Source organism: Pseudomonas sp. FSL R10-0399, from assembly GCF_009600165.1.
Lineage (GTDB): Bacteria > Pseudomonadota > Gammaproteobacteria > Pseudomonadales > Pseudomonadaceae > Aquipseudomonas > Aquipseudomonas helleri.
The window spans coordinates 65,476-85,632 of sequence record NZ_WIWK01000011.1 but is presented as its reverse complement, the minus strand read 5'-3'; the positions used below and the strand labels follow the sequence as shown (position 1 = coordinate 85,632).

Below are 20,157 nucleotides of genomic sequence, written 5' to 3'. Positions count from 1 at the left end.
AGTTGTTAAAGAGCGGTTGGTTAAGCTTTCGCTCAACCGAGGCGCGCATTCTACAGCAGCCTCTGTTGCTGTCAAGCGGTTATTTTAAGATGTTTTCAAAGTTTCCTTTGTAACATCAACCACTTGCGCTTTCGATCTCTCGTTAGCGGGAGGCGAATTCTACAGCGTTACACGCTGCTGTCAACACCTCATTTCCTGCTTCGATGAATTGAAGCTGGCACCGTCAAAATCATCCAACTCATTGATATTCAAGGAGTTTTCCGTTTCGACTGCGCCGGAAGTGGTGCGAATTATAGGCCGCTAGAATTCTGAGTCAAGCCTTAATTTGAATTAAGTGGCCACTACTGGTTTCTTCTTATATAGACGAGGGATCCGACGCATCACCGGCGGGATGCGCAGCAGTAAAAGGCACGCCCCTATAAAGGCATAGATCGACCACTCTTTCAGGTCTGCACGCACAATCCACAACATATGCAAAAGACCCAACCCTACAACCACGTATACCAAGCGATGCAACTTCTTCCAGCTCGCTCCCATCCGCCTTTGACTGTAACGATTGGAGGTCACCGCCAGCGCCAACAAACATAGAGCGCCCAAGCTGCCGACAATAATGTAAGGCCGCTTGCTGAGCTCAACCCCCAACTGCGACCAGTCGAGCCCAAGTACAAAGAATAAGTAGGCGCACAGGTGCAACACCACATAGGCAAAACACCACAACCCGATCTGACGACGGACCGCAATCCACCCCGGCCAGCCCGTCAGTTTTTGCATGGGCGTCATGCATAAGGTCACCAGCAACAGAACCAGAGTCCCAAGCCCCAGCCGATCAACCAACACCTTTCCGGGATCCGGCCCCAAGGCAAAGCTCCACGCCTCATAGAGCCAATACAAAGGCCAGATGGCAGCCGCTATAAATACGCCGATTCGCCACAGTGCAAACTTCATCAGTAATTCTTCCGCAGATCCAGGCCGGTATATAAAGAAGCGACTTCATCCGCATAGCCATTGAACATCTGCGTATCCCGCACATTAGGGCTAAACAAACTGCTCGGCAGGCGTCGCTCCCGCGCTTGTGTCCAGCGAGGGTGATCGACTTGCGGGTTCACATTGGCATAGAAGCCATATTCATTGGCCGCAATACTCTGCCAGGTGGTTTTCGGCTGCTCCTCAACCAGGCTGATTCGCACAATCGACTTCACACTCTTGAAGCCATACTTCCACGGCACAACCAAACGAAGTGGCGCGCCGTTCTGATTAGGCAACTCGCGGCCATACATTCCCACCGCCAATATGGCCAACGGGTTCATCGCCTCATCCAGACGCAATCCTTCTACATAGGGCCAATCAATCAACGCAAAGTCAGAGCGCTGGCCCGGCATGACTTTCGGGTCCTTCAAGGTTTCAAAGCGTATGAACTTAGCTTTCGAAGTGGGCTCAACCTGCTTAAGCAACGCTGACAGGGGGAATCCCATCCAGGGAATGACCATTGACCACGCTTCTACACAGCGCAACCGATAGATCCGCTCCTCCAACTGGTAAGGCTTCATGAAGTCCTCAAGGGCATAACGCCCAGGCTTACCCACCTCGCCATCCACGACCACCGTCCATGGCTCGGTTTTCAAAGCACCCGCGTATTGCGCCGGATCGCCTTTATCAGTACCAAACTCATAGAAGTTGTTGTAGTGAGTAGCGTCTTTGAAAGGCGTAATGGCCTCCCCTTTGACTGTCACTACCTGCCACTGGGTCTGCGGGAGTTTCTCGGCAAACCAGCCCGGCGCCTTGCCCGGTTCAACATCAGCGTAGCGCGAAGCATCAGTGGCATTTGCCCAACGCGGCAGTGCGCTCACGGCTAATCCTGCAAGCGAGCTGCCCAGCAATGCACGGCGAGATAAATAGAAGGACTCAGGGGTGACGTCCGACTCTTTGCAGTCGGACGCTTTAGGCAACTTGATGAGCATGACAACTCCGCAGTATTGGAGGGCTGATGCACCAATAGACTACGGAGTTTGGGGGAAATTACATCACTCGCCGGTTTTGTTACGGCGCAAATGCAATAAATATTGAATCGGGCCCGAAGCGGCATACACCAGGAAAGCCAGCAGCAGAATACGCGGCGGATCGCTGAACACCACAGCGAACACCAACACCACCGCCAGGATCGCCACAAACGGCACGCGCCCTTTCAAATCCAGCTGCTTGAAGCTGTTGTACTTGATGTTGCTGACCATCAGCATGCCCGCCGCAGCCACCAACAAGGCCACCAGGAAGGACATTTTCGATCCCTGGATCCCGTAATCGCTGAACGCCCAAACAATACCGGCTACGACACCTGCCGCAGCCGGGCTGGCCAGACCGATGAAATAACGCTTGTCTGCTGTACCGACCTGCGTATTGAAGCGAGCCAGACGCAACGCCGCGCCTGCTACATAAATGAAGGCCACCATCCAGCCGACCTTGCCCATGTCGCCCAGCGCCCAACCAAACGCCAGCAGCGCTGGCGCCACGCCAAAAGCAACCATGTCAGACAAGGAATCATACTCGGCGCCAAAGGCACTTTCGGTATGAGTCATACGAGCGACCCGGCCATCAAGGCCGTCCAGCACCATGGCGACAAAAATCGCGATGGCGGCAAATGCAAAATACTTGCTTGCGCCCGCAGCATCACCAGCGCTCATTGCGCTTTGCGCACTCATTGAACTGATGATGGAGTAGAAACCGGCAAACAGGTTTGCCGTTGTAAAAAGATTGGGCAGCAGATAGATACCACGATGCCGGACCTTACGGCCTTCAGCGTCATGCCCTTCTTCGACATGCTCATCGATAGGCAGCAGGCTATCGGCGTCAGAAGCCTGTTTTGGCTCTTCGGGACGTTCGCTCATGGACATTACCTTGCAACGATATGGAAAGTTTCAATAGAAGCTTGCAGACCAACTTTCACCCGCAAACGTTCCTGCTTTATACCAGAAGCTGCCGCTTAAACGAAAAAACGCGGCCAGGGCCGCGTTTTTTCAAGATCGTACTGACTTAGTTTTTAGCTTTGTCGACGATTTTGTTAGCACCGATCCAAGGCATCATCGAGCGCAGTTGCTCGCCGATCACTTCGATACCGTGTGCAGCGTTGTTACGACGCTTGGCAGTCATCGAAGGGTAGCCAGTAGCGCCTTCGCTGATGAACATCTTCGCGTATTCACCGTCTTGAATGCGCTTCAGAGCGTTACGCATTGCTTGACGGGATTCAGCGTTGATCACTTCTGGGCCGGTCACGTACTCGCCGTATTCAGCGTTGTTGGAGATCGAGTAGTTCATGTTGGCGATACCGCCTTCGTACATGAGGTCAACGATCAACTTCAGCTCGTGCAAGCACTCGAAGTAAGCCATTTCTGGCGCGTAGCCTGCTTCAACCAGTGTTTCGAAGCCGGCTTTAACCAGTTCAACAGTACCGCCACACAGAACGGCTTGTTCGCCGAACAGGTCGGTTTCGGTTTCGTCTTTGAACGTGGTTTCGATGATACCGGTACGACCACCGCCCACGCCCGAAGCGTAAGACAGTGCAACGTTTTTGGCGTTGCCCGAAGCGTCCTGGTAGATCGCGATCAGGTCAGGAATACCGCCGCCACGAACGAATTCGGAACGTACAGTGTGGCCCGGCGCTTTTGGCGCGATCATGATGACGTCGAGGTCAGCACGCGGAACAACCTGGTTGTAGTGAATCGCAAAACCGTGGGAGAAGGCCAGGGTAGCGCCCTTCTTGATGTTCGGCTCGATTTCGTTCTTGTACAGAGACGACTGGAACTCGTCCGGGGTCAGAATCATGACCAGGTCAGCAGCGGCAACAGCGCTGGCAACGTCAGTTACTTTCAGACCGTGAGCTTCAGCTTTAGCGACAGTGGCCGAACCTTTGCGCAGACCAACAGTAACGTCTACACCGGAGTCTTTCAGGTTGCACGCTTGAGCGTGACCCTGGGAGCCGTAACCGATAATGGCTACTTTTTTGCCCTGGATGATCGAAAGGTCGCAGTCTTTGTCGTAATAAACTTTCATGATTTTCCTTTATGTATCCAGGCCATTCAGGCCGTTAGCACTTGTAAGTTTTAGATGCTGAGTACTTTGTCGCCACGGGCAATACCCGTCACGCCACTGCGAACTGTTTCCAGGATCGAGGCGGTACCAATCGACTGGATGAAACTGTCGAGCTTATCGCTAGTGCCCGTCAACTGTACGGTATAAACGCTGCTACTGACGTCGACAATTTGCCCACGAAATATGTCTGTAGTGCGTTTGATTTCTGCCCGCTGGGCACCGGTTGCCTTGACTTTGACCAGCATCAGCTCACGCTCGATGTGAGCGCTCTCTGACAGATCCACCAGCTTGACCACTTCGATCAGCTTGTTCAGGTTCTTGGTGATCTGCTCAATCACTTCGTCGTGACCCACCGTGGTCAGCGTCAGACGCGACAAAGTCGGGTCTTCCGTTGGTGCCACCGTCAGGCTTTCGATGTTGTAGTTACGTTGCGAGAAAAGCCCAACAACGCGAGACAGAGCACCGGGTTCGTTTTCAAGAAGCAAAGAAATAATGTGCCGCATGATTAAGTACGCTCCGTCTTGCTCAGCCACATGTCGCGCATGGAGCCATCTTTGATCTGCATCGGGTAAACGTGCTCACTGGTATCCACCTGAATATCCAGGAATACCAAGCGATCTTTCATGGCAAAGGCTTCTTCCATTTTCGGCTTCAAGTCTTTGAGGTCGGTAATCCGGATACCCACATGCCCATAGGCCTCAGCCAGCTTGACGAAGTCAGGTAGCGATTCCATATAAGAGTGCGAGTGACGGCTGCCGTAGTTCATGTCCTGCCACTGACGAACCATCCCCAGAACACCGTTGTTCAAGTTGATGATTTTGACCGGTAGACCGTACTGCAGGCACGTCGACAATTCCTGAATGTTCATCTGGATGCTGCCCTCGCCTGTTACACACGCGACGTCATCATCAGGAAAACTCAGCTTCACACCCATTGCCGCCGGAAAACCGAAGCCCATCGTGCCCAGACCGCCAGAGTTGATCCAGCGATTAGGCTTGTTGAAGCGATAGTACTGAGCCGCAAACATCTGATGTTGGCCCACGTCGGACGTGACATACGCATCGCCCTTAGTCACTTCGCAGAGCATTTCGATCACAGCTTGTGGCTTGATCTTGCTGCCGTCGCCCTTGTCGTAAGGGAACAATCCGCGATCGCCGCGCCACTCATCAATCTGCTTCCACCAGGTGGCAACCGCTTCAGGGTTTGGCTTCTCGCCAATGTCCTTGAGGATCGCAACCATTTCGGTCAGCACGCTGTCGACCGGGCCGACAATTGGCACGTCTGCCTTGATGGTTTTGGAGATGGATGCCGGGTCGATATCAACATGGATGATCTTGGCGTTAGGGCAGAACTTGGAGGCACCGTTGATAACACGGTCATCAAAGCGCGCACCCACCGCCAGAATCACGTCCGAGTTGTGCATGGTCATGTTGGCAGTGAAGCTGCCGTGCATGCCGAGCATGCCAATGAACTGACGGTCTGTGCCAGGGTAGGCACCCAAGCCCATCAGCGTATTGGTCACGGGGACGTTGAGCATTTTCGCCAGTTCGGTCAACGGTGCAGCACCGCCACCCAAAATAACGCCGCCGCCTGCGTAAAGAACCGGACGCTTGGCCGCCAAGAGCATTTCTACTGCTTTGCGAATTTGCCCCGAGTGCCCGCGTACAGCCGGGCTGTAAGAACGCAGTTTGGCTTTTTTAGGGAAAACGTATTCGAACTTTTCAGCCGGGTTGGTCATGTCTTTCGGGATATCGACCACGACCGGACCAGGACGACCGGATTGCGCGAGGTAGAACGCCTTTTTCATGACTTCCGGGATTTCCGACGCGTGCTTGATCATGAAGCTGTGCTTCACGATAGGACGCGAGATACCGATCATGTCGGTTTCCTGGAAGGCATCGGTCCCGACCATAGTGCTAGGCACCTGGCCAGAAATGATCACCATCGGAATGGAGTCCATGTAGGCAGTAGCAATACCGGTGATAGCGTTGGTAGCACCCGGCCCGGAAGTCACCAGTACCACACCGGCTTTACCGGTGGCACGGGCGTAACCGTCAGCCATATGGGTAGCAGCTTGTTCGTGACGAACCAGGATGTGGGTAACTTCCGGTTCTTTGAACAGTGCGTCGTAGACATGCAGGAGAGCACCACCAGGGTACCCGTAGATATAGTTGACACCTTCGTCGCGCAAAAAGCGGACGAGCATCTCACCGCCAGATAAAAGCTCCACGTTGTTCACCTCTAAAACGCCAGAATTCCGCTCACAAAATACGAACGGGTCTTAATAGGTTTACTTCTCAGCAGAGCATGAGCGACGGTGGTCGCCGACTACGTCAGCACTGACTGAGCAAGTATTGGGAGCGCCCCAAATATTGCGGGGTTTTCCCACCCAGCGCGAGGTAACGCGTTGCGGGTGTAACAGGTCGGCGCGGGTATGCGCCTCATGATCTGCTGAGAGGGTCTGCTTCTGGCAGTCCCTGTACAGCGGTGTCTGGATTCTTGTGTTTCAGCCCCTCCAAGTCAAGCAATAATTGCGCTTTTTTCCAACTAAGCGCATGAGAACGTAGAAGAAAGGGGCTTGAGAAGGGATAAAACTCGCCTAGATGGCGCAAAGCGGTAGAAATATGCGCAAGACTGCCGGAAAAACCGGCAGCCATGCAATTAACCAGCGTCAGTGATCAGTTGGTCGAACTTTTTCAGCTCAGCCCGCAACCCAAGGCTCTCTTGAGGGCGCTCGGCATACACCATCTCGGCCATCTCCAGAATGCCCGAGACCTTGGGCAGAGGAAGATCCTGTTCAAGGATCTGCTTCATCCGCACCAGGAAAATCCATTGCAGCCACTGGTGAAAGTCCAGCGTGTCGACCGAAAAAGGCTCAACACTGCTCAGCGCCTCAGCACTGGGAGACACATCGTCCCACCAGCCCTGTACGCGCAGTTCACGTTCAATCAGCAATAATTGTTCGGCAATCGCCGCAAAACGAGCATCCATCAGAAACTTACCTGGCTTTTTGACGGGCCAATGCAGCGCCAGCCGCATCACCTTGTTTATCACGCGCTTGAGCAATCAAGCCCCACAAGCTCGCCTGCAAGTCCGGACGACCGCTCGCGAAGGTCAAACCACGGCGGGCAAACTGCTCAGCCTGAGCCGCATCCCCTTGCGCCATACGCACTTCTGCCAGACGGTAGAGCACTTGCGGCTCGCGTGGTGCCACGCGCTGTGCCCGCTCAAGGCTCGACGAGGCGCCATTCAGGTCGCCACTCGCCTGCTGCTGTTGAGCAGTGGTCAGCAGCGCCAACACCGGCCCATCCAGTTGTTCATCTGCTGCCAAGCCGCCACTGCTGGACGGAATGCCACTCGGCGTAATCGGTGCCGGCGCGGTGTAAGTCGTTGTCGGCGCATAGCTGCCGGTGCTGATCGGCGCAGCCGGGCCAGGCGTAATCGGCCCCGGCGTGATCGGCTGGGTCTGAATCGGCGTCGAAACCGCCGCTCCACCACCCGGCACCATCACCACCACACCTGAATCCTGAGGGATTGCCTGAGTCTGAGCAGCACGCGGCGCAGTGGCCTGTGGATAATTACGGGTCGTACGCTGCGCCGAAACACGTTCGCTGTTCGACACCCGAACACCGGAGTCGACAACAGGGATCGAGCCCTGCGGTACGCTCGCGCAACCATTGAGCAAAGCCAGGGCTGAAACAGCCGGAATCCACCACTTGTTCACGTCACACCCTCTTTGCTTAATTCAACCAGCCCTTGACCCAATCCATCACCGCTTCACCTGTCGCGGGTGCTTGCGCACCACAACCGGCTCCAGCAGGCGGTTCACTGCCGCGAATATACGGCATCTGCACAGCGCCCGGGCAGCTCGCATCAGACCCTTGCCCGGTATGCGGATCAATCCAGGCTTTAACAATGTTGTCCGGCTGCGGCATATCCAGCGGCAATGGATCGGCTTTACTCATAAAGCTGGTCCAAACCTGCAAGGCGCCGCTCGCACCGGTAAACGGGGTTTTACCGTTGTCATCACGCCCCAGCCACACCACCGCCAGCAGATCCTGGCTGAAGCCTGCGAACCAGCTGTCACGCGAGTCGTTACTGGTGCCGGTTTTACCCGCCAGCGTGAGGCTTTTCGGCAATACGTTATAGACCGAACGCCCGGTGCCTTCGCGCATCACATGCTGCATTGCCGTCTGGATCAGGTAAATGGAGGCCGGATCGAAGCGCTGCTGGATCTGGAACGGGTAACGTTTCAGCGGCTCGCCTTCAGCCGTCAGCACACTGCGAATGCCGCGCATCGGTGTATTGAAGCCGCCATTGGCCAGCGTCTGATACATCGTTGCCACTTCCATCGGGCTCAGCGCACCAGCGCCCAGCAACATGGACGGGAAGGCCGGAAATTCACGCTCTACTCCCAACCGCGCCAGCGTCTTGAGCACGTTAGGCACGCCAACCTGCTGCCCGAGCCGCACAGTCCCCAGGTTGAAAGAGTTCATCATCGACTGATAAAGGAAGATCGTGCCGTGAGAGCGACGGTCATAGTTCTGCGGCGTCCAGACCTGGCCATCTGCCCCTTTGATCGAAATCGGCTCATCCGACAACCAACTGGTCAGCGTGAACTGGCTTGGTCGCTCAAGTGCGGTCAAATACACCGCAGGCTTGACCAGCGAACCAATCGGGCGCACCGCATCCAGCGCACGGTTAAAGCCTGCATAGCCCGGCAGACGGCTACCAATCAACGCCTGAACCTCACCGGTTTCAGGGTTGGTAACCACCATCGCCGCTTCAACTTCGTCTGCGCCTTTGCGTCCAGCCAGACGCTTAAAGGTGTCACCCACAGCCGCTTCAGACTTCATCTGCAAGATCGGGTCAAAACTGGTGAAGATCCGCAGCCCCTCTTCGGTCAAGTCTTCGTCGCGATAGTCTTCGCGCAATTGACGTTTAACCAGGTCCAGGAAGCCCGGGAATGAACTGTCTGCAAGGCTGCCTCGCTTGGTCACGCCCAGCGGCATCTTTTTAGCCGCAGCGACTTGCTCGACCGTCGCCACGCCCTGTTGCTCCAGCAAGTCGAGCACCAGGTTACGCCGCTCAAGCGCACGTTCAGGGTAACGACGCGGGTTATACGCCGACGGCCCTTTAACCATGCCCACCAGCAACGCCACCTGATGCAGTTTGAGTTCAGACAACGGCTGGCTGAAGAAGAACTGGCTGGCCAGACCAAAGCCGTGCACCGCACGCTGGCCGTCTTGCCCCACAAACACTTCGTTGAGGTAAGCCTCAAGGATCTCGCGCTTGTCGTAATGCATTTCAAGCAGCAGCGCCATCATCGCTTCAGTCAGCTTGCGGCTGAGGCTGCGCTCGTTGGTCAGGAAGAAGTTCTTGACCAATTGTTGAGTCAACGTACTGCCGCCCTGACGCATTTGCCCGGACGAGGTATTGACCCACAGGGCACGGACGATCGACTTGGGCGATACGCCAAAGTGATGATAAAAATCGCGGTCTTCTACCGTTACCAGCGTATCGAGCAGGTACGGCGGTACCTGATCAATGTTGATCAGAATCCGGTCTTCGAGGTTTTTCGGATAAAGGCCGCCAATCAGCAACGGCTCAAGCCGCACCACGGGCAACTTGGCGCCGTTGGTCGAGGTCAGTTCCGACACATAATCGCCAGAAAAACGTACCCGTACTGGCTGCGCTTTCTCAGCACCTTCATAAAACTGGAAACCACGGGTGTTCAGGTCAACCGTGTTGCCATTCACCGAGGCTGCACCGGGGCCATTGGCCACACTTTCGCGGCGATAGCCGAGTGCATCGAGTTCAGTCAAAAAGTCGTTCTTGCTGAGTTTCTGGCCGACGAACAGCTCCAGCGGCCGGGCATACACCTTGGCCGGGATAGTCCAGCGCTTGCCAGAAAACTTCTCTTGCACGATGGCATCGAGGTAAACAGCAAAACCTGCCAGCACCACCAGGCCGACGAGGCTGAGCTTAAGGGCCCAACCCAGCCAGGGCCGCAGGCCACCAGAAGGACGTTTGGAACGGGAGCGGGGGGATCGAGTTCGAGTCATGGCGCGGGATTATACGCACTTTGCTCATGTTCATCATGCGCGTCCGGCGGTTTGCACGACCGCTGTCAACAGCCATAATGGCGCATTGAATTTTCCCGCCTTTAGAAGGACCGACCGTGAGCCAGAACCTGATTACCGCGCTACAAAATCCGAGCTTATACCCGCATGAAGTCGACGGGTTTCAGGTTATCGAGACCCACATTTCCTGGGTTATCCTCACCGGGCCCTACGCCTACAAAATCAAAAAACCGGTTAACTTCGGCTTTCTTGATTTCACCGAACTCAGTGGCCGCGAATTCTTCTGCAATGAAGAACTGCGCCTCAACCAGCGCCTGACCGAAGGCCTGTACCTGGACGTACTGCCGATCACCGGCAGTGCCGACGCGCCTCAACTCGGCGGCGAAGGCCCGGCTATCGAGTACGTGCTGAAAATGCGCCAATTCCCGCAAAGCCAGCTGCTGAGCACGCTGCAGGCCAATGGCGAACTGACTGCTGCGCACATCGACGAAATGGCCCAGCAAATTGCCCATTTCCACACACACGCCCCGCATGTCCCGCTGGAACATCACCAAGGCACCCCTGAAGCCGTCATGGAGCCCGTGCGTCAGAACTTCGAGCAGATCCGCCCTTTCCTGTCCGACAAGGCTGACCTGCTGCAACTCGATGCCCTTCAAGCCTGGGCCGAAGCCAGCTTCACCCGTCTCCAGCCACTGCTCGAACAACGCAAGGCCCAAGGGTTTATCCGCGAATGCCATGGTGACATCCACCTGGGCAACGCCACCATGATCGACGGCAAAGTGGTGATTTTCGACTGCATCGAATTCAACGAGCCGTTCCGTTTTACCGACGTGTACGCCGACACCGCCTTTCTGGCCATGGACCTTGAAGATCGCGGCCTCAAGTGCCTGGCGCGCCGCTTTGTCAGCCAGTACCTGGAGTTGACCGGCGACTATCAAGGGCTTGAGCTGCTCAACTTCTACAAAGCCTATCGCGCCCTGGTTCGTGCCAAAGTCAGCCTGTTCAGCATGCCGGCAGAAGCCAGCGCAGTGCAACGCGCGGCCACCCTGCGCCAGTACCGCAACTACGCTAACCTGGCCGAAAGCTACAGCACCATCCCTTCACGCTTCCTGACCATCACCCACGGCGTTTCAGCCGTCGGTAAAAGCTCTGTTGCGATGCGTTTGGTTGAGTCCCTGGGTGCCATTCGTTTGCGCTCCGATGTCGTTCGCAAGCAATTGTTTGGCGAGCAAACCGGCGACAACACCGTTGGCCATGGCATTTATAGCGCTGACGCCAGTGCCGCGACCTACGACAAACTGCATGAACTGGCCGGCATCGTGCTGCGCGCGGGCTTCCCGGTGGTCATTGATGCCACCTACCTCAAACGCGAACAACGCGACGCTGCCGCCAAAGTTGCCGAAGCAACGGGCGTACCGTGCCTGATCCTCGACTGCACCGCACCCGACGCCGTAATCGAAGGCTGGCTGGCTCATCGCAATAGCCTTGGCAACGACCCGTCTGACGCGACCATGGACGTTGTCCGAGCGCAACAAGCCAGCCGGGAGCCACTCGGGGCAGATGAAGTCCTGCGCAGCAAACCGGTTGAAACCAACAACAGCAAAAGCCTGGACACCCTGATCAGCGATATCCGTCAACGCCTGCCAGGGCTGTAAGTGCTTGCCCGTGCCGCGAAACTGCAAGGGTTTCGCGGCACGCCAATAGTGGCACTATAATATTGGTGTACATCCATCAGGAGACGCCCCATGAGCCGCCCAGCCTTGCTTCAATCGGCGCTCTACACGTTACTGCATGAAGACAACATCAGCGGGTTTAACCAACAGCGTCCATCCGGACACATTGATATGCGAGGCGGCGACTTTCGCGGGCTGGATTTGCGTGAGTTAAATGCGGACAGCGTGGACTTTACCGACGCCTATTTCCGTTCTGCCGATCTACGTGGCCTGGACTTGCGTAACGCCTGTATCGAAGGCGCCAGCCTGGCCCATGCGCAAATTTCAGGCGCCTACTTTCCGGTCGAACTGACCGCGGATGAAATCCTGATGTCGGTCAACTTCGGCACACGCTTGCGCTACCGCACCAAATAAACCAAATACGACATTCGCCCCAACGCCCGCCCGGCGTTGGCGACTGTTGTCTGCAATTTGAGGCAAGCGCTCTGGCTCGGGCCTTTGCATCAATCCCTCTAACAGCCCTAACGCCATCTCCTGCACTTTTTGCGGCTGCTTGTTCCAAAAACGACTAACGGACGGCGGCTTTCTTATCAGCCGCTACACTTCAGCTCACCTGTCTTGACTCATAAGCGCTGAGCTCACGCCGTCGCAAGGAGAGCTGATGCAAGATGAACTCCAGCATCTAAAAAACCTTGGGAAAACCTCGGCGCAATGGTTGCACGCTGTCGGTATCCACAGCGCTTCGGATTTAAGGCGCCGCGGGGCGGTCGAGGCTTACCGGGCCGTCAAGGCCAGAGGCTTTCGGGCCTCCAAAGTGCTGCTTTATGCCATTGAGGGCGCGCTGCTGGACGTTCACTGGAACGACATCCCCCCGCACAGAAAGGCGTTTTTGAATGAGCAAGTAGAAGATTTGTTCAAGCTGAAAAAAGGCTAACCCGCACCGTTTATCGGTGGCGCAAAAAAAGCTGAAAAACAGCTGTTGACATGAAAATGAGAATTGTTATTATTACGCCATCTGGTCGCGAGGCCAGTCGATCTTCTGGAAGGCCCTTGGTTCGGACTCTCAGAAAATCTCCTCATCAGGCTAATCACGGTTATTTGACCCGGCTCTTGCCGGGTCTTTTTTTGCCTGTAAAAAACCCGATTACTCCGCCGCCTCCTGTAGGAGCTGCCGAAGGCTGCGATCTTTTGACTTTCACGATCAAAAGATCGCAGCCTTCGGCAGCTCCTACTCGGCGATATCTCGTCAGCCCGCTTAAGTTGTTAGCGCGCAATAATTACCGGGTGCCCTAATTCCGGATGTGGCTGCACCAACACATCCAGCCCGAACACGTCTTTGAGCGACTGCGGCTGCAACACCACTTGCGGGCTGTCCAAGGCACGCGGGTAGCCGTCTTCAAGCAACAACAGACGATCGCAGTAACGCGCGGCGAGGTTCAGGTCGTGCAGGATGATCAACACCGCAGCGCCCCGATCGGCAAAGGCACGAATGGCTTTCAAGGTTGTGTGCTGATGCAAAGGGTCAAGCATCGAGGTCGGTTCATCGAGCAGCAACGTCTGCCCATTTTGTCCCGGCCACAACTGCGCCAGCACCCGTGCCAGGTGAACCCGCTGTCGCTCGCCGCCGGACAACGCCAGGTAACTGCGCCCCGCCAAATGCCCGACATCAGCCGCCTCCAGCGCCGCACAGATAATCTCGGCATCGCGCACGGTGCCGGTCTGATGGGGCAAACGCCCCATACCGACCACCTCTTCAACACGAAAGGCAAAATCGAGGGTCGATGTCTGTGGCAACACGGCAAGACGCTGCGCCCGCTCAGCGCCCTTCCACTGGCTCAATGCATCCTCATCCAGCAAGACTTGCCCTTCGGTTGGCGCCAACTCCCCGCACAGCGCCGCCAGCAAGGTGCTTTTACCGGCACCGTTGGGCCCCAGAACTCCCAGCACTTCACCCGGCCGCACCTCAAGGGTAATGTCAGTCAGCACCCTTTTAGGGCCACGACGAATCTGCAGGTTTTCTGTACGCAGCATCAGTGGCGGCCTCGCAACAGCAAGTAAAGGAAGAATGGCGCGCCCAAAAATGCGGTCACGATACCAATCGGCATTTCAGCAGGGGCCAAGGCCAAGCGCGCAATCAGGTCGGCAAACAGCAGCAAAGCAGCGCCCGCCAGTACCGACGCGGGCAACAACACCCGATGATCCGGCCCGGCCAGCAGCCGCACCAAATGCGGCACCACCAAACCGACAAAGCCGATCATGCCCGCCGCAGCCACTGCCGCCCCAACGCCCAGCGCGGTGCAGAACACCAACTCGCGCTTGAGCCCTTCTACATTGATGCCCAGGTGATTAGCTTCGGACTCGCCCAGCAACAAAGCGTTAAGCGCGCTGGCCCGGCGTGGCAACCATAGGGATACCGCCACGGTCACAAACAGCAGAGGCCACAATCGGGCATAACTGGCGCCGTTCAAGCTGCCCAGGTTCCAGAACGTCAGGGTGCGCAACGTCGCGTCATCGGCCAGGTACGTGAACAACCCCACCGTCGAGCCGGCCAGCGCCGTGAGGGCGATACCCGCCAGCAGCATCACTGCCACGCTGGTTTGCCCGTTACGGCGGCCAAGCCGGTAAACCAGTGCCGTCACCCCCAACCCACCGAGAAACGCACAGATCGACAGTAAATAAGGGCCAAACGCGTCGGGCAAACCGCCAAAGGCTGAGCCGCCGACAATCGCAATCGCCGCGCCCAGTGACGCACCACTGGACACCCCCACCAGGCCGGGGTCAGCCAGAGGGTTACGAAACAAGCCCTGCATGGCCACACCTGACAACGCCAGCACACCGCCCACGGCCAAACCGAGCAACGTGCGGGGCAAGCGAATCTGCCCCAGGATCAACTCAGCCTGTTCCAGCCCGTCACCATTTATCGGCACGCCGATCAAGCGCAAGGCCGCACGCATGGTGTCGAGCAACGGCAAACTCACCGGCCCCAACGCCAACGACAACCAGATGGCTATCAGACACAGCGCACTCAGCCCGATAAACAACGGGCGAGGCTTAACCAATGTCCTCATGGGTTAGCCGGAGCCGCTGGGTAAAATTCAGCCGTCAGTTGCTTCAAGCTATCCGGCAAGCGCGGGCCCAGGCCGCCTACCAGTAGCGTTGGGTCCAGCTCATAAATACGCCCGTCTTTGGCCGCCTTGAGCGAGGCCAGAATCGGGTTTTCCTTCATCAGTGCTTTGCGCGCCTCGTCGCCAGTCAGGCTACGGTCTGCAAACACCAGCACGTCAGGGTTCAAACCTGCCAGCGCTTCTACGGAAAAGGTTTTATAGCCCGTGTGCGTGGCCAGGTTGTGACCACCGGCCTGTGTCAGCAACCAGTCTGCCGCCGTGTCTTTGCCCGCAACCAGTGGCTTGCCGCCTGCATGCCCCAACAGCAGCAGCACGCCCGGCGATGTGTGCTGGGCTTGTGCCTGTTTGACCTGCTGTTGCAGCGCTTCCAGTTGCTGCTGATACGCCTTGAACACTTGCGCCGCTTTAGCCTCATCCCCCAGCAGGCGCCCCAAGTGCGCGAGAGTACCCTCAAGGGTGGGCAGATCAGCTTCGGCCGAGAACATTTCAACCGGCACACCGGCGTTACGAATCTGCGCCAGCACCGGTGGTGGCCCCATTTCCTCGGTGCCGATCAAGACATCCGGCTTGAGGCTCAAAATCCCCTCTGCCGACAGTTGCCGCTGATACCCGATGCTGGGCAGCGACTTAAGTGATTCTGGATGTTGGCTGGTGGTATCGACCCCAACCAATTTAGACTCCGCGCCTAAAGCGCTGACCCACTCCGAAAGCGCGCCCCCGGCACTGACCCAGCGTTGGGGCAACTCGTCAGCCAGGCTGACATGACTGATCATAAAGCCTGCACAAAGCATTATCAGGCGGGTACTCAGGCGCATACGGGGGCGTTCCTTGATAAGTGGGCTCAACGGAGCAACGGCAGTGCCGCCAGTCAAAACAGCACATCACAGAGCAGCCCGCCATTTGATAATTGTTTGCATTTGCACGTCAACCTCTTAACGTGCGCCATCACGCGGATCGATTCATACATCAGGGTAGGTTAAGGATTGTAATGAAATATGTGTGCCCCTCAGCGTCGCTGACCGAAGGTGCGAGCCTGGGCTTTGAACAGCACGGTATCCGCCTGTTTGTCGTGCGCCGGGCCGGTCAGGTCTACGCCTATAAAAATCGCTGCCCGCATCGCGGTGTGCCGCTGGAATGGCAGCCCAACCAATTCCTCGACCCCAGCGCCAGCCTGATCCAGTGCGCGACCCATGCTGCGTTGTTTTTGATTGAGAGCGGGGAATGCGTTGCCGGGCCTTGCGCCGGGCAATTCTTGACCGCCCTTGGCTGCCATGAAGACAACCAAGGGATCTGGCTGACACTCGATGAGTCAGAGGATGACGTCTAACCGGCGGTCAACCACCACCGCGTCAGACGTCAGGCTGACACCATAAGCCAGTACTTGCACACCTGCCGCCACCGCTTCACGCAAAGCCGCCGCATAGCCCGGGTCGATTTCTTGCGCCGGGCGCACTGCGTCGATCCCGGTCAGGTTGACGCAATACAGCTGCACCGCCCGCACGCCTTCACGGGCCAGGCTGGCCAGCTCACGCAAATGCTTGGCGCCGCGCTGAGTGACCGCATCCGGAAACGCCGCCACACGGGTGTCGTCAAAACCCAAGGTGACACTTTTGACTTCGACAAAGGCAAAGCCCTCCGGGTACTCCAGGCGGAAATCAATCCGGCTGTTTTCCTGCCCGTAAGCCACTTCACGCTTGAGCGCGGTAAAACCATTGAGCTCGGTGATCACCCCGGCCAATAGCGCTTCTTCGACCAAACGATTGGCACGCCCGGTGTTCACACACGCCAAACGGCCTTGCGGGGTTTCGCTGATCTCCCAGGTGCCCGGCAATTTGCGCTTGGGGTCATTGGAGCGACTGAACCAGACTTGCCCGCCTTCGACCATGCAATTAAGCATCGAACCGGTATTGGGACAGTGAATGGTTAGCAGCTCGCCGTTGACGGTTTCGATGTCGGCCAAAAAACGCTTGTAACGCTTTATCAGACGCCCTTCTTCTAAGGCTGGAGAGAACTGCATCAGTTTTTCCAGCTCTGCAGGCCACGGGCAATTCGCTCAACCGCTTCCTGTAGGCGCGGCAAACTCTGGGTATAGGCAAAGCGCACGTGATGCCCGGCCTGATAACGCCCGAAATCCAGGCCCGGGGTGAAGGCAACGTGCTCGGTTTCGAGGAAATGACGGCAAAAAGCGAAGGCATCATCGCCGAACGCGCTGATATCAGCGTACAAATAAAACGCACCTTCAGGCTCCACGGCAATGCCGAATCCCAACGCTCGCAACGCGGGCAACAAAAAGTCGCGACGGCGTCCAAACTCGGCGCGGCGCTCTTCCAAAATGGCCAGCGTTTGTGGCTCAAAACACGCCAGCGCCGCATATTGCGCCATGCTCGGAGCGCTGATGTAGAGGTTCTGCGCGAGCTTTTCCAGGTCAGCGATGGCCTCCGGCGGCGCCACCAGCCAGCCCAGGCGCCAGCCGGTCATGCCGAAATACTTTGAGAAGCTGTTGAGCACAAAGGCGCTGTCGTCCACCTCAAGCACGCTGGCGGCCTCACATCCGTAGGTCAGGCCGTGATAGATCTCGTCCACCACCAAATGCCCACCACGCTTCTTGACCGCGGCCGACAAGGCGGCCAGCTCATCACGGCTCAAGAGTGTCCCGGTCGGGTTCGCCGGGGACGCGACCAGCGCGCCCACACTGTCTTGATCCCAGTGGCGCTCAACCAGGTCATCCGTCAACTGGTAGCGAACATCAGGGCCGACAGGTACCAGCTGCGCGGCCCCTTCAACCAAGCGTAAGAAATGCCGGTTACAGGGGTAGCCCGGATCTGCAAGCAACCAGTGTTTTCCCGGATCAACCAGCAGGCTGCTGGCTAAAAGCAAAGCACCAGAGCCGCCTGGGGTGATCAGAATGCGCGAAGGGTCGATGTTCAAGCCGTAACGCTGTTGATAAAACCCGGAAATTGCTTCGCGCAACTCCGGTAAGCCGCGTGCTGCGGTGTAACGGGTTTTACCCGCGGCCAGGGCCGCCTGGCCCGCCGCAATAATCGGCTCGGCCGTGGTGAAATCGGGCTCGCCAATCTCCAGGTGAATCACATCGTGCCCCGCCGCCTGCAACTCGTTGGCACGCGCCAACAACGCCATGACGTGGAATGGTTCGATCGCGCGGCTGCGCGCACTGTAAGACTGAGCCATGAGCCTGCCTTCCTGGGTAAGCAAAAGTCCGATTCTACCCAAGCACTGTCACAAGGGAGAGCGAAATAGAGTCTTAGACTGCCCGTGCGTAGAACCAAACGGCGCAAGCCCCGGTCATAGCTCGGCTAAAATATTAATTTGCCACTAATCTTAAGTACGACAGGCTTTGTACACGATCGCTGACAACAGGCTAGACAACCGGGAGTAGCGCGGCCCGAATTGATCTGGTAAGTTCGCCCGCTTGCAGCCGCAGGGCCGGCAGGTGTCGGTGATGTTGCAATCCTGCGCAATGGATTAGAAGAACAGAGGCGGTCCATTTCATGCCCACACAAGCACAGCAACAGAATACTCAATCGCTTAGCGGCTTCGAGCCCTACGTTGAAAAGCCGGGTGAAGAGTACATGGGCGAGCCTATGCGCAAGCACTTCACCAAGATTCTGCAAAAGTGGAAACAGGACTTGATGCAGGAAGTCGACCGCACCGTTGATCATATGAAAGACGAAGCGGCCAACTTTCCTGACCCAGCTGATCGCGCCAGCCAGGAAGAAGAGTTCAGCCTGGAACTGCGAGCCCGCGACCGTGAGCGCAAACTCATCAAGAAAATCGACAAGACCCTGCAACTGATCGAAGACGAAGAGTACGGTTGGTGCGAGTCTTGCGGCGTCGAAATCGGCATTCGCCGACTCGAAGCCCGCCCCACGGCGGACATGTGCGTAGACTGCAAAACCTTGGCTGAAATCAAGGAAAAACAAGTCGGCAAGTAATCGCCGGCCTGACCAAATGGGGCGTGCGAACGCCCCATTTTTGTTTCTGGATTTACACATTGACGTGGCCCCCCCTGTGGGAGCGGGCTTGCTCGCGATGCAGACGCCATGACAAGCCTGAATGACCGCGCCGAAACCCTCGCGAGCAACCCCGCTCCCACAAAAAATGCATGACCCCATGACAGCCTCTCCAAACCCCTCCTATATCGGGCGCTTCGCCCCGACGCCCAGCGGTCATTTGCACTTCGGCTCGCTGGTGGCTGCCCTCGCCTCGTACCTTGACGCACGCTCCGTAGGCGGGCGCTGGTTGTTGCGTATGGAAGATCTCGACCCACCGCGTGAAATGCCCGGCGCTCAAGCAGCCATACTCGACGCTCTGCAACGCTATGGGTTTGAGTGGGACGGCGAACTGGTCCGCCAAAGCGAGCGCCATGACACCTACGCACAGGTTGTGGACCGCTTGTTTAGCCAGGGCCTGGCCTATGCCTGCACGTGCTCGCGCAAACAACTCGAAGGCTATAACGGGATTTACCCCGGGCTGTGCCGCAATGCCGGCCACTCGATGGAGAACGCCGCCATTCGCCTGCGCGTGCCCGAACTTGAGTACGCCGTTGAAGACCGCGTACAAGGCACCTTCCGTCAGCATTTGGGCCGTGACGCAGGTGACTTTGTCATCCGCCGCCGCGATGGCCTGTACGCCTACCAGTTAGCGGTGGTGCTCGATGATGCCTGGCAAGGGGTCACCGATATCGTACGCGGCGCCGACCTGCTCGACTCCACACCGCGTCAGCTATACCTACAAGAGTTGCTCGGGTTATCACAGCCTCGCTACCTGCACGTGCCGCTGATCGTTCAACCCGACGGCCACAAGCTGGGCAAATCGTACCGCTCGCCGCCGCTGACACCCGATCAAGCCTCGCCCCTGCTGCTTCGCGCCCTGCGAGCACTGGGCCAGGCTCCGGACGAAAGCCTTGATGGCGCCAGCCCGCGTGAGATCCTCGATTGGGGCATTGCGCACTGGAATGCCGGGCTGATCCCGCGCACGCTCACCCTGGCCGAAGCGCAATTACGCTGACAGCCCTTGCAGGTTGCCAGCCATCCGTTACCATCGCCGCACGTTTTTAGGGCATGCGGCCAGCAAAAGTGAGGGCAGGATGTATATCTATCGATTGGTCCTGTTGCTGGTTGTCGGGATCTACCTGTTTTCCCCCGCCATCATGGATTGGTGGATTGACGCGACGGG

Annotated in this window: 20 protein-coding genes; 6 read left to right on the top strand and 14 right to left on the bottom strand. The window is 57.2% G+C overall.

Going from position 1 to position 20,157, the window contains the following annotated elements:
* Positions 1 to 330: 330 nt before the first annotated feature.
* From msrQ to mrcB, 9 genes are all read right to left on the bottom strand, one after another.
* Positions 331 to 945 (bottom strand): protein-methionine-sulfoxide reductase heme-binding subunit MsrQ, encoded by a 615-nt coding sequence (gene msrQ, locus GHO41_RS05420; RefSeq protein WP_153327514.1) that lies wholly within the window; start codon positions 943 to 945, stop codon positions 331 to 333.
* Entirely contained in the window at positions 945 to 1,958 is a 1,014-nt protein-coding gene (msrP, locus tag GHO41_RS05415) for a protein-methionine-sulfoxide reductase catalytic subunit MsrP (protein ID WP_153433119.1), read from the bottom strand. The genes msrQ and msrP overlap by 1 nt, the downstream gene beginning before the upstream one ends.
* A 63-nt stretch (positions 1,959 to 2,021) precedes the next feature.
* Complete coding sequence (gene pssA / locus GHO41_RS05410; protein WP_048373337.1) at positions 2,022 to 2,879, bottom strand: CDP-diacylglycerol--serine O-phosphatidyltransferase; 858 nt, start codon at positions 2,877 to 2,879, stop codon at positions 2,022 to 2,024.
* Positions 2,880 to 3,024: 145 nt separating this feature from the next.
* Positions 3,025 to 4,041 (bottom strand): ketol-acid reductoisomerase, encoded by a 1,017-nt coding sequence (gene ilvC, locus GHO41_RS05405; protein WP_048373335.1) that lies wholly within the window; start codon positions 4,039 to 4,041, stop codon positions 3,025 to 3,027.
* A gap of 50 nt (positions 4,042 to 4,091) precedes the next feature.
* The gene (gene ilvN / locus GHO41_RS05400; RefSeq protein WP_048373333.1) at positions 4,092 to 4,583 is read right to left on the bottom strand and encodes an acetolactate synthase small subunit; all 492 of its coding nucleotides are present in this window, start codon (positions 4,581 to 4,583) and stop codon (positions 4,092 to 4,094) included.
* Positions 4,584 to 4,585: 2 nt separating this feature from the next.
* The gene (locus GHO41_RS05395) at positions 4,586 to 6,310 is read right to left on the bottom strand and encodes an acetolactate synthase 3 large subunit (RefSeq protein WP_371928842.1); all 1,725 of its coding nucleotides are present in this window, start codon (positions 6,308 to 6,310) and stop codon (positions 4,586 to 4,588) included.
* Positions 6,311 to 6,741: 431 nt separating this feature from the next.
* Positions 6,742 to 7,071 carry a YqcC family protein gene (locus GHO41_RS05390; RefSeq protein WP_048373331.1) on the bottom strand — a complete coding sequence of 110 codons (330 nt, stop codon included), beginning with the start codon at positions 7,069 to 7,071 and terminating at the stop codon, positions 6,742 to 6,744.
* 7 nt (positions 7,072 to 7,078) lie between these two features.
* Positions 7,079 to 7,804: a M48 family metallopeptidase gene (locus GHO41_RS05385; protein ID WP_048373329.1), complete on the bottom strand. Its 726-nt coding sequence runs from the start codon at positions 7,802 to 7,804 to the stop codon at positions 7,079 to 7,081.
* A 16-nt stretch (positions 7,805 to 7,820) separates the two neighbouring features.
* Positions 7,821 to 10,145 (bottom strand): penicillin-binding protein 1B, encoded by a 2,325-nt coding sequence (mrcB, locus tag GHO41_RS05380; RefSeq protein ID WP_153433118.1) that lies wholly within the window; start codon positions 10,143 to 10,145, stop codon positions 7,821 to 7,823.
* 116 nt (positions 10,146 to 10,261) lie between these two features.
* Between mrcB and GHO41_RS05375 the strand changes: the two genes are divergently transcribed.
* The 3 genes from GHO41_RS05375 to GHO41_RS05365 all read left to right on the top strand — a co-directional run bounded on the left by GHO41_RS05375 (position 10,262) and on the right by GHO41_RS05365 (position 12,770).
* Complete coding sequence (locus GHO41_RS05375; protein WP_048373324.1) at positions 10,262 to 11,818, top strand: bifunctional aminoglycoside phosphotransferase/ATP-binding protein; 1,557 nt, start codon at positions 10,262 to 10,264, stop codon at positions 11,816 to 11,818.
* 90 nt (positions 11,819 to 11,908) lie between these two features.
* Positions 11,909 to 12,250, top strand: a complete 342-nt coding sequence (locus GHO41_RS05370; RefSeq protein WP_048373322.1) for a pentapeptide repeat-containing protein — start codon at positions 11,909 to 11,911, stop codon at positions 12,248 to 12,250.
* 247 nt (positions 12,251 to 12,497) lie between these two features.
* Positions 12,498 to 12,770 (top strand): TfoX/Sxy family protein, encoded by a 273-nt coding sequence (locus tag GHO41_RS05365; protein ID WP_048373320.1) that lies wholly within the window; start codon positions 12,498 to 12,500, stop codon positions 12,768 to 12,770.
* A 329-nt stretch (positions 12,771 to 13,099) separates the two neighbouring features.
* Here the strand turns inward: GHO41_RS05365 and GHO41_RS05360 are convergent, their stop codons facing one another.
* From GHO41_RS05360 to GHO41_RS05350, 3 genes are read right to left on the bottom strand one after another with little or no spacing between them, the layout of a single operon-like run.
* The gene (locus GHO41_RS05360) at positions 13,100 to 13,867 is read right to left on the bottom strand and encodes a heme ABC transporter ATP-binding protein (RefSeq protein WP_153327509.1); all 768 of its coding nucleotides are present in this window, start codon (positions 13,865 to 13,867) and stop codon (positions 13,100 to 13,102) included.
* A complete protein-coding gene (locus GHO41_RS05355; RefSeq protein ID WP_174479346.1) occupies positions 13,867 to 14,850 on the bottom strand; it encodes an iron ABC transporter permease in 984 nt (327 codons plus the stop codon). Before GHO41_RS05355 ends, GHO41_RS05360 begins: the two co-directional genes overlap by 1 nt.
* Positions 14,851 to 14,900: 50 nt before the next feature.
* Positions 14,901 to 15,776, bottom strand: coding sequence for a hemin ABC transporter substrate-binding protein (locus tag GHO41_RS05350; RefSeq protein ID WP_153327506.1), 876 nt, complete (start codon positions 15,774 to 15,776; stop codon positions 14,901 to 14,903).
* 173 nt (positions 15,777 to 15,949) lie between these two features.
* Between GHO41_RS05350 and GHO41_RS05345 the strand changes: the two genes are divergently transcribed.
* Positions 15,950 to 16,288 (top strand): Rieske 2Fe-2S domain-containing protein, encoded by a 339-nt coding sequence (locus tag GHO41_RS05345; protein WP_048373312.1) that lies wholly within the window; start codon positions 15,950 to 15,952, stop codon positions 16,286 to 16,288.
* On the opposite strand, the gene sfsA is transcribed toward GHO41_RS05345, so the two are convergent.
* On the bottom strand, positions 16,271 to 16,978 hold the full coding sequence (gene sfsA / locus GHO41_RS05340) for a DNA/RNA nuclease SfsA (protein WP_153327504.1): 708 nt from the start codon (positions 16,976 to 16,978) through the stop codon (positions 16,271 to 16,273). The genes GHO41_RS05345 and sfsA overlap by 18 nt on opposite strands.
* Positions 16,978 to 18,150 carry a pyridoxal phosphate-dependent aminotransferase gene (locus tag GHO41_RS05335; RefSeq protein WP_153433117.1) on the bottom strand — a complete coding sequence of 391 codons (1,173 nt, stop codon included), beginning with the start codon at positions 18,148 to 18,150 and terminating at the stop codon, positions 16,978 to 16,980. Before GHO41_RS05335 ends, sfsA begins: the two co-directional genes overlap by 1 nt.
* A 320-nt stretch (positions 18,151 to 18,470) precedes the next feature.
* Here GHO41_RS05335 and dksA point away from each other — a divergent pair, with 320 nt between their 5' ends.
* On the top strand, positions 18,471 to 18,914 hold the full coding sequence (gene dksA, locus GHO41_RS05330; RefSeq protein WP_048373305.1) for an RNA polymerase-binding protein DksA: 444 nt from the start codon (positions 18,471 to 18,473) through the stop codon (positions 18,912 to 18,914).
* 178 nt (positions 18,915 to 19,092) lie between these two features.
* Positions 19,093 to 19,989, top strand: a complete 897-nt coding sequence (gene gluQRS, locus GHO41_RS05325; protein ID WP_153433116.1) for a tRNA glutamyl-Q(34) synthetase GluQRS — start codon at positions 19,093 to 19,095, stop codon at positions 19,987 to 19,989.
* Positions 19,990 to 20,157: the final 168 nt, after the last annotated feature.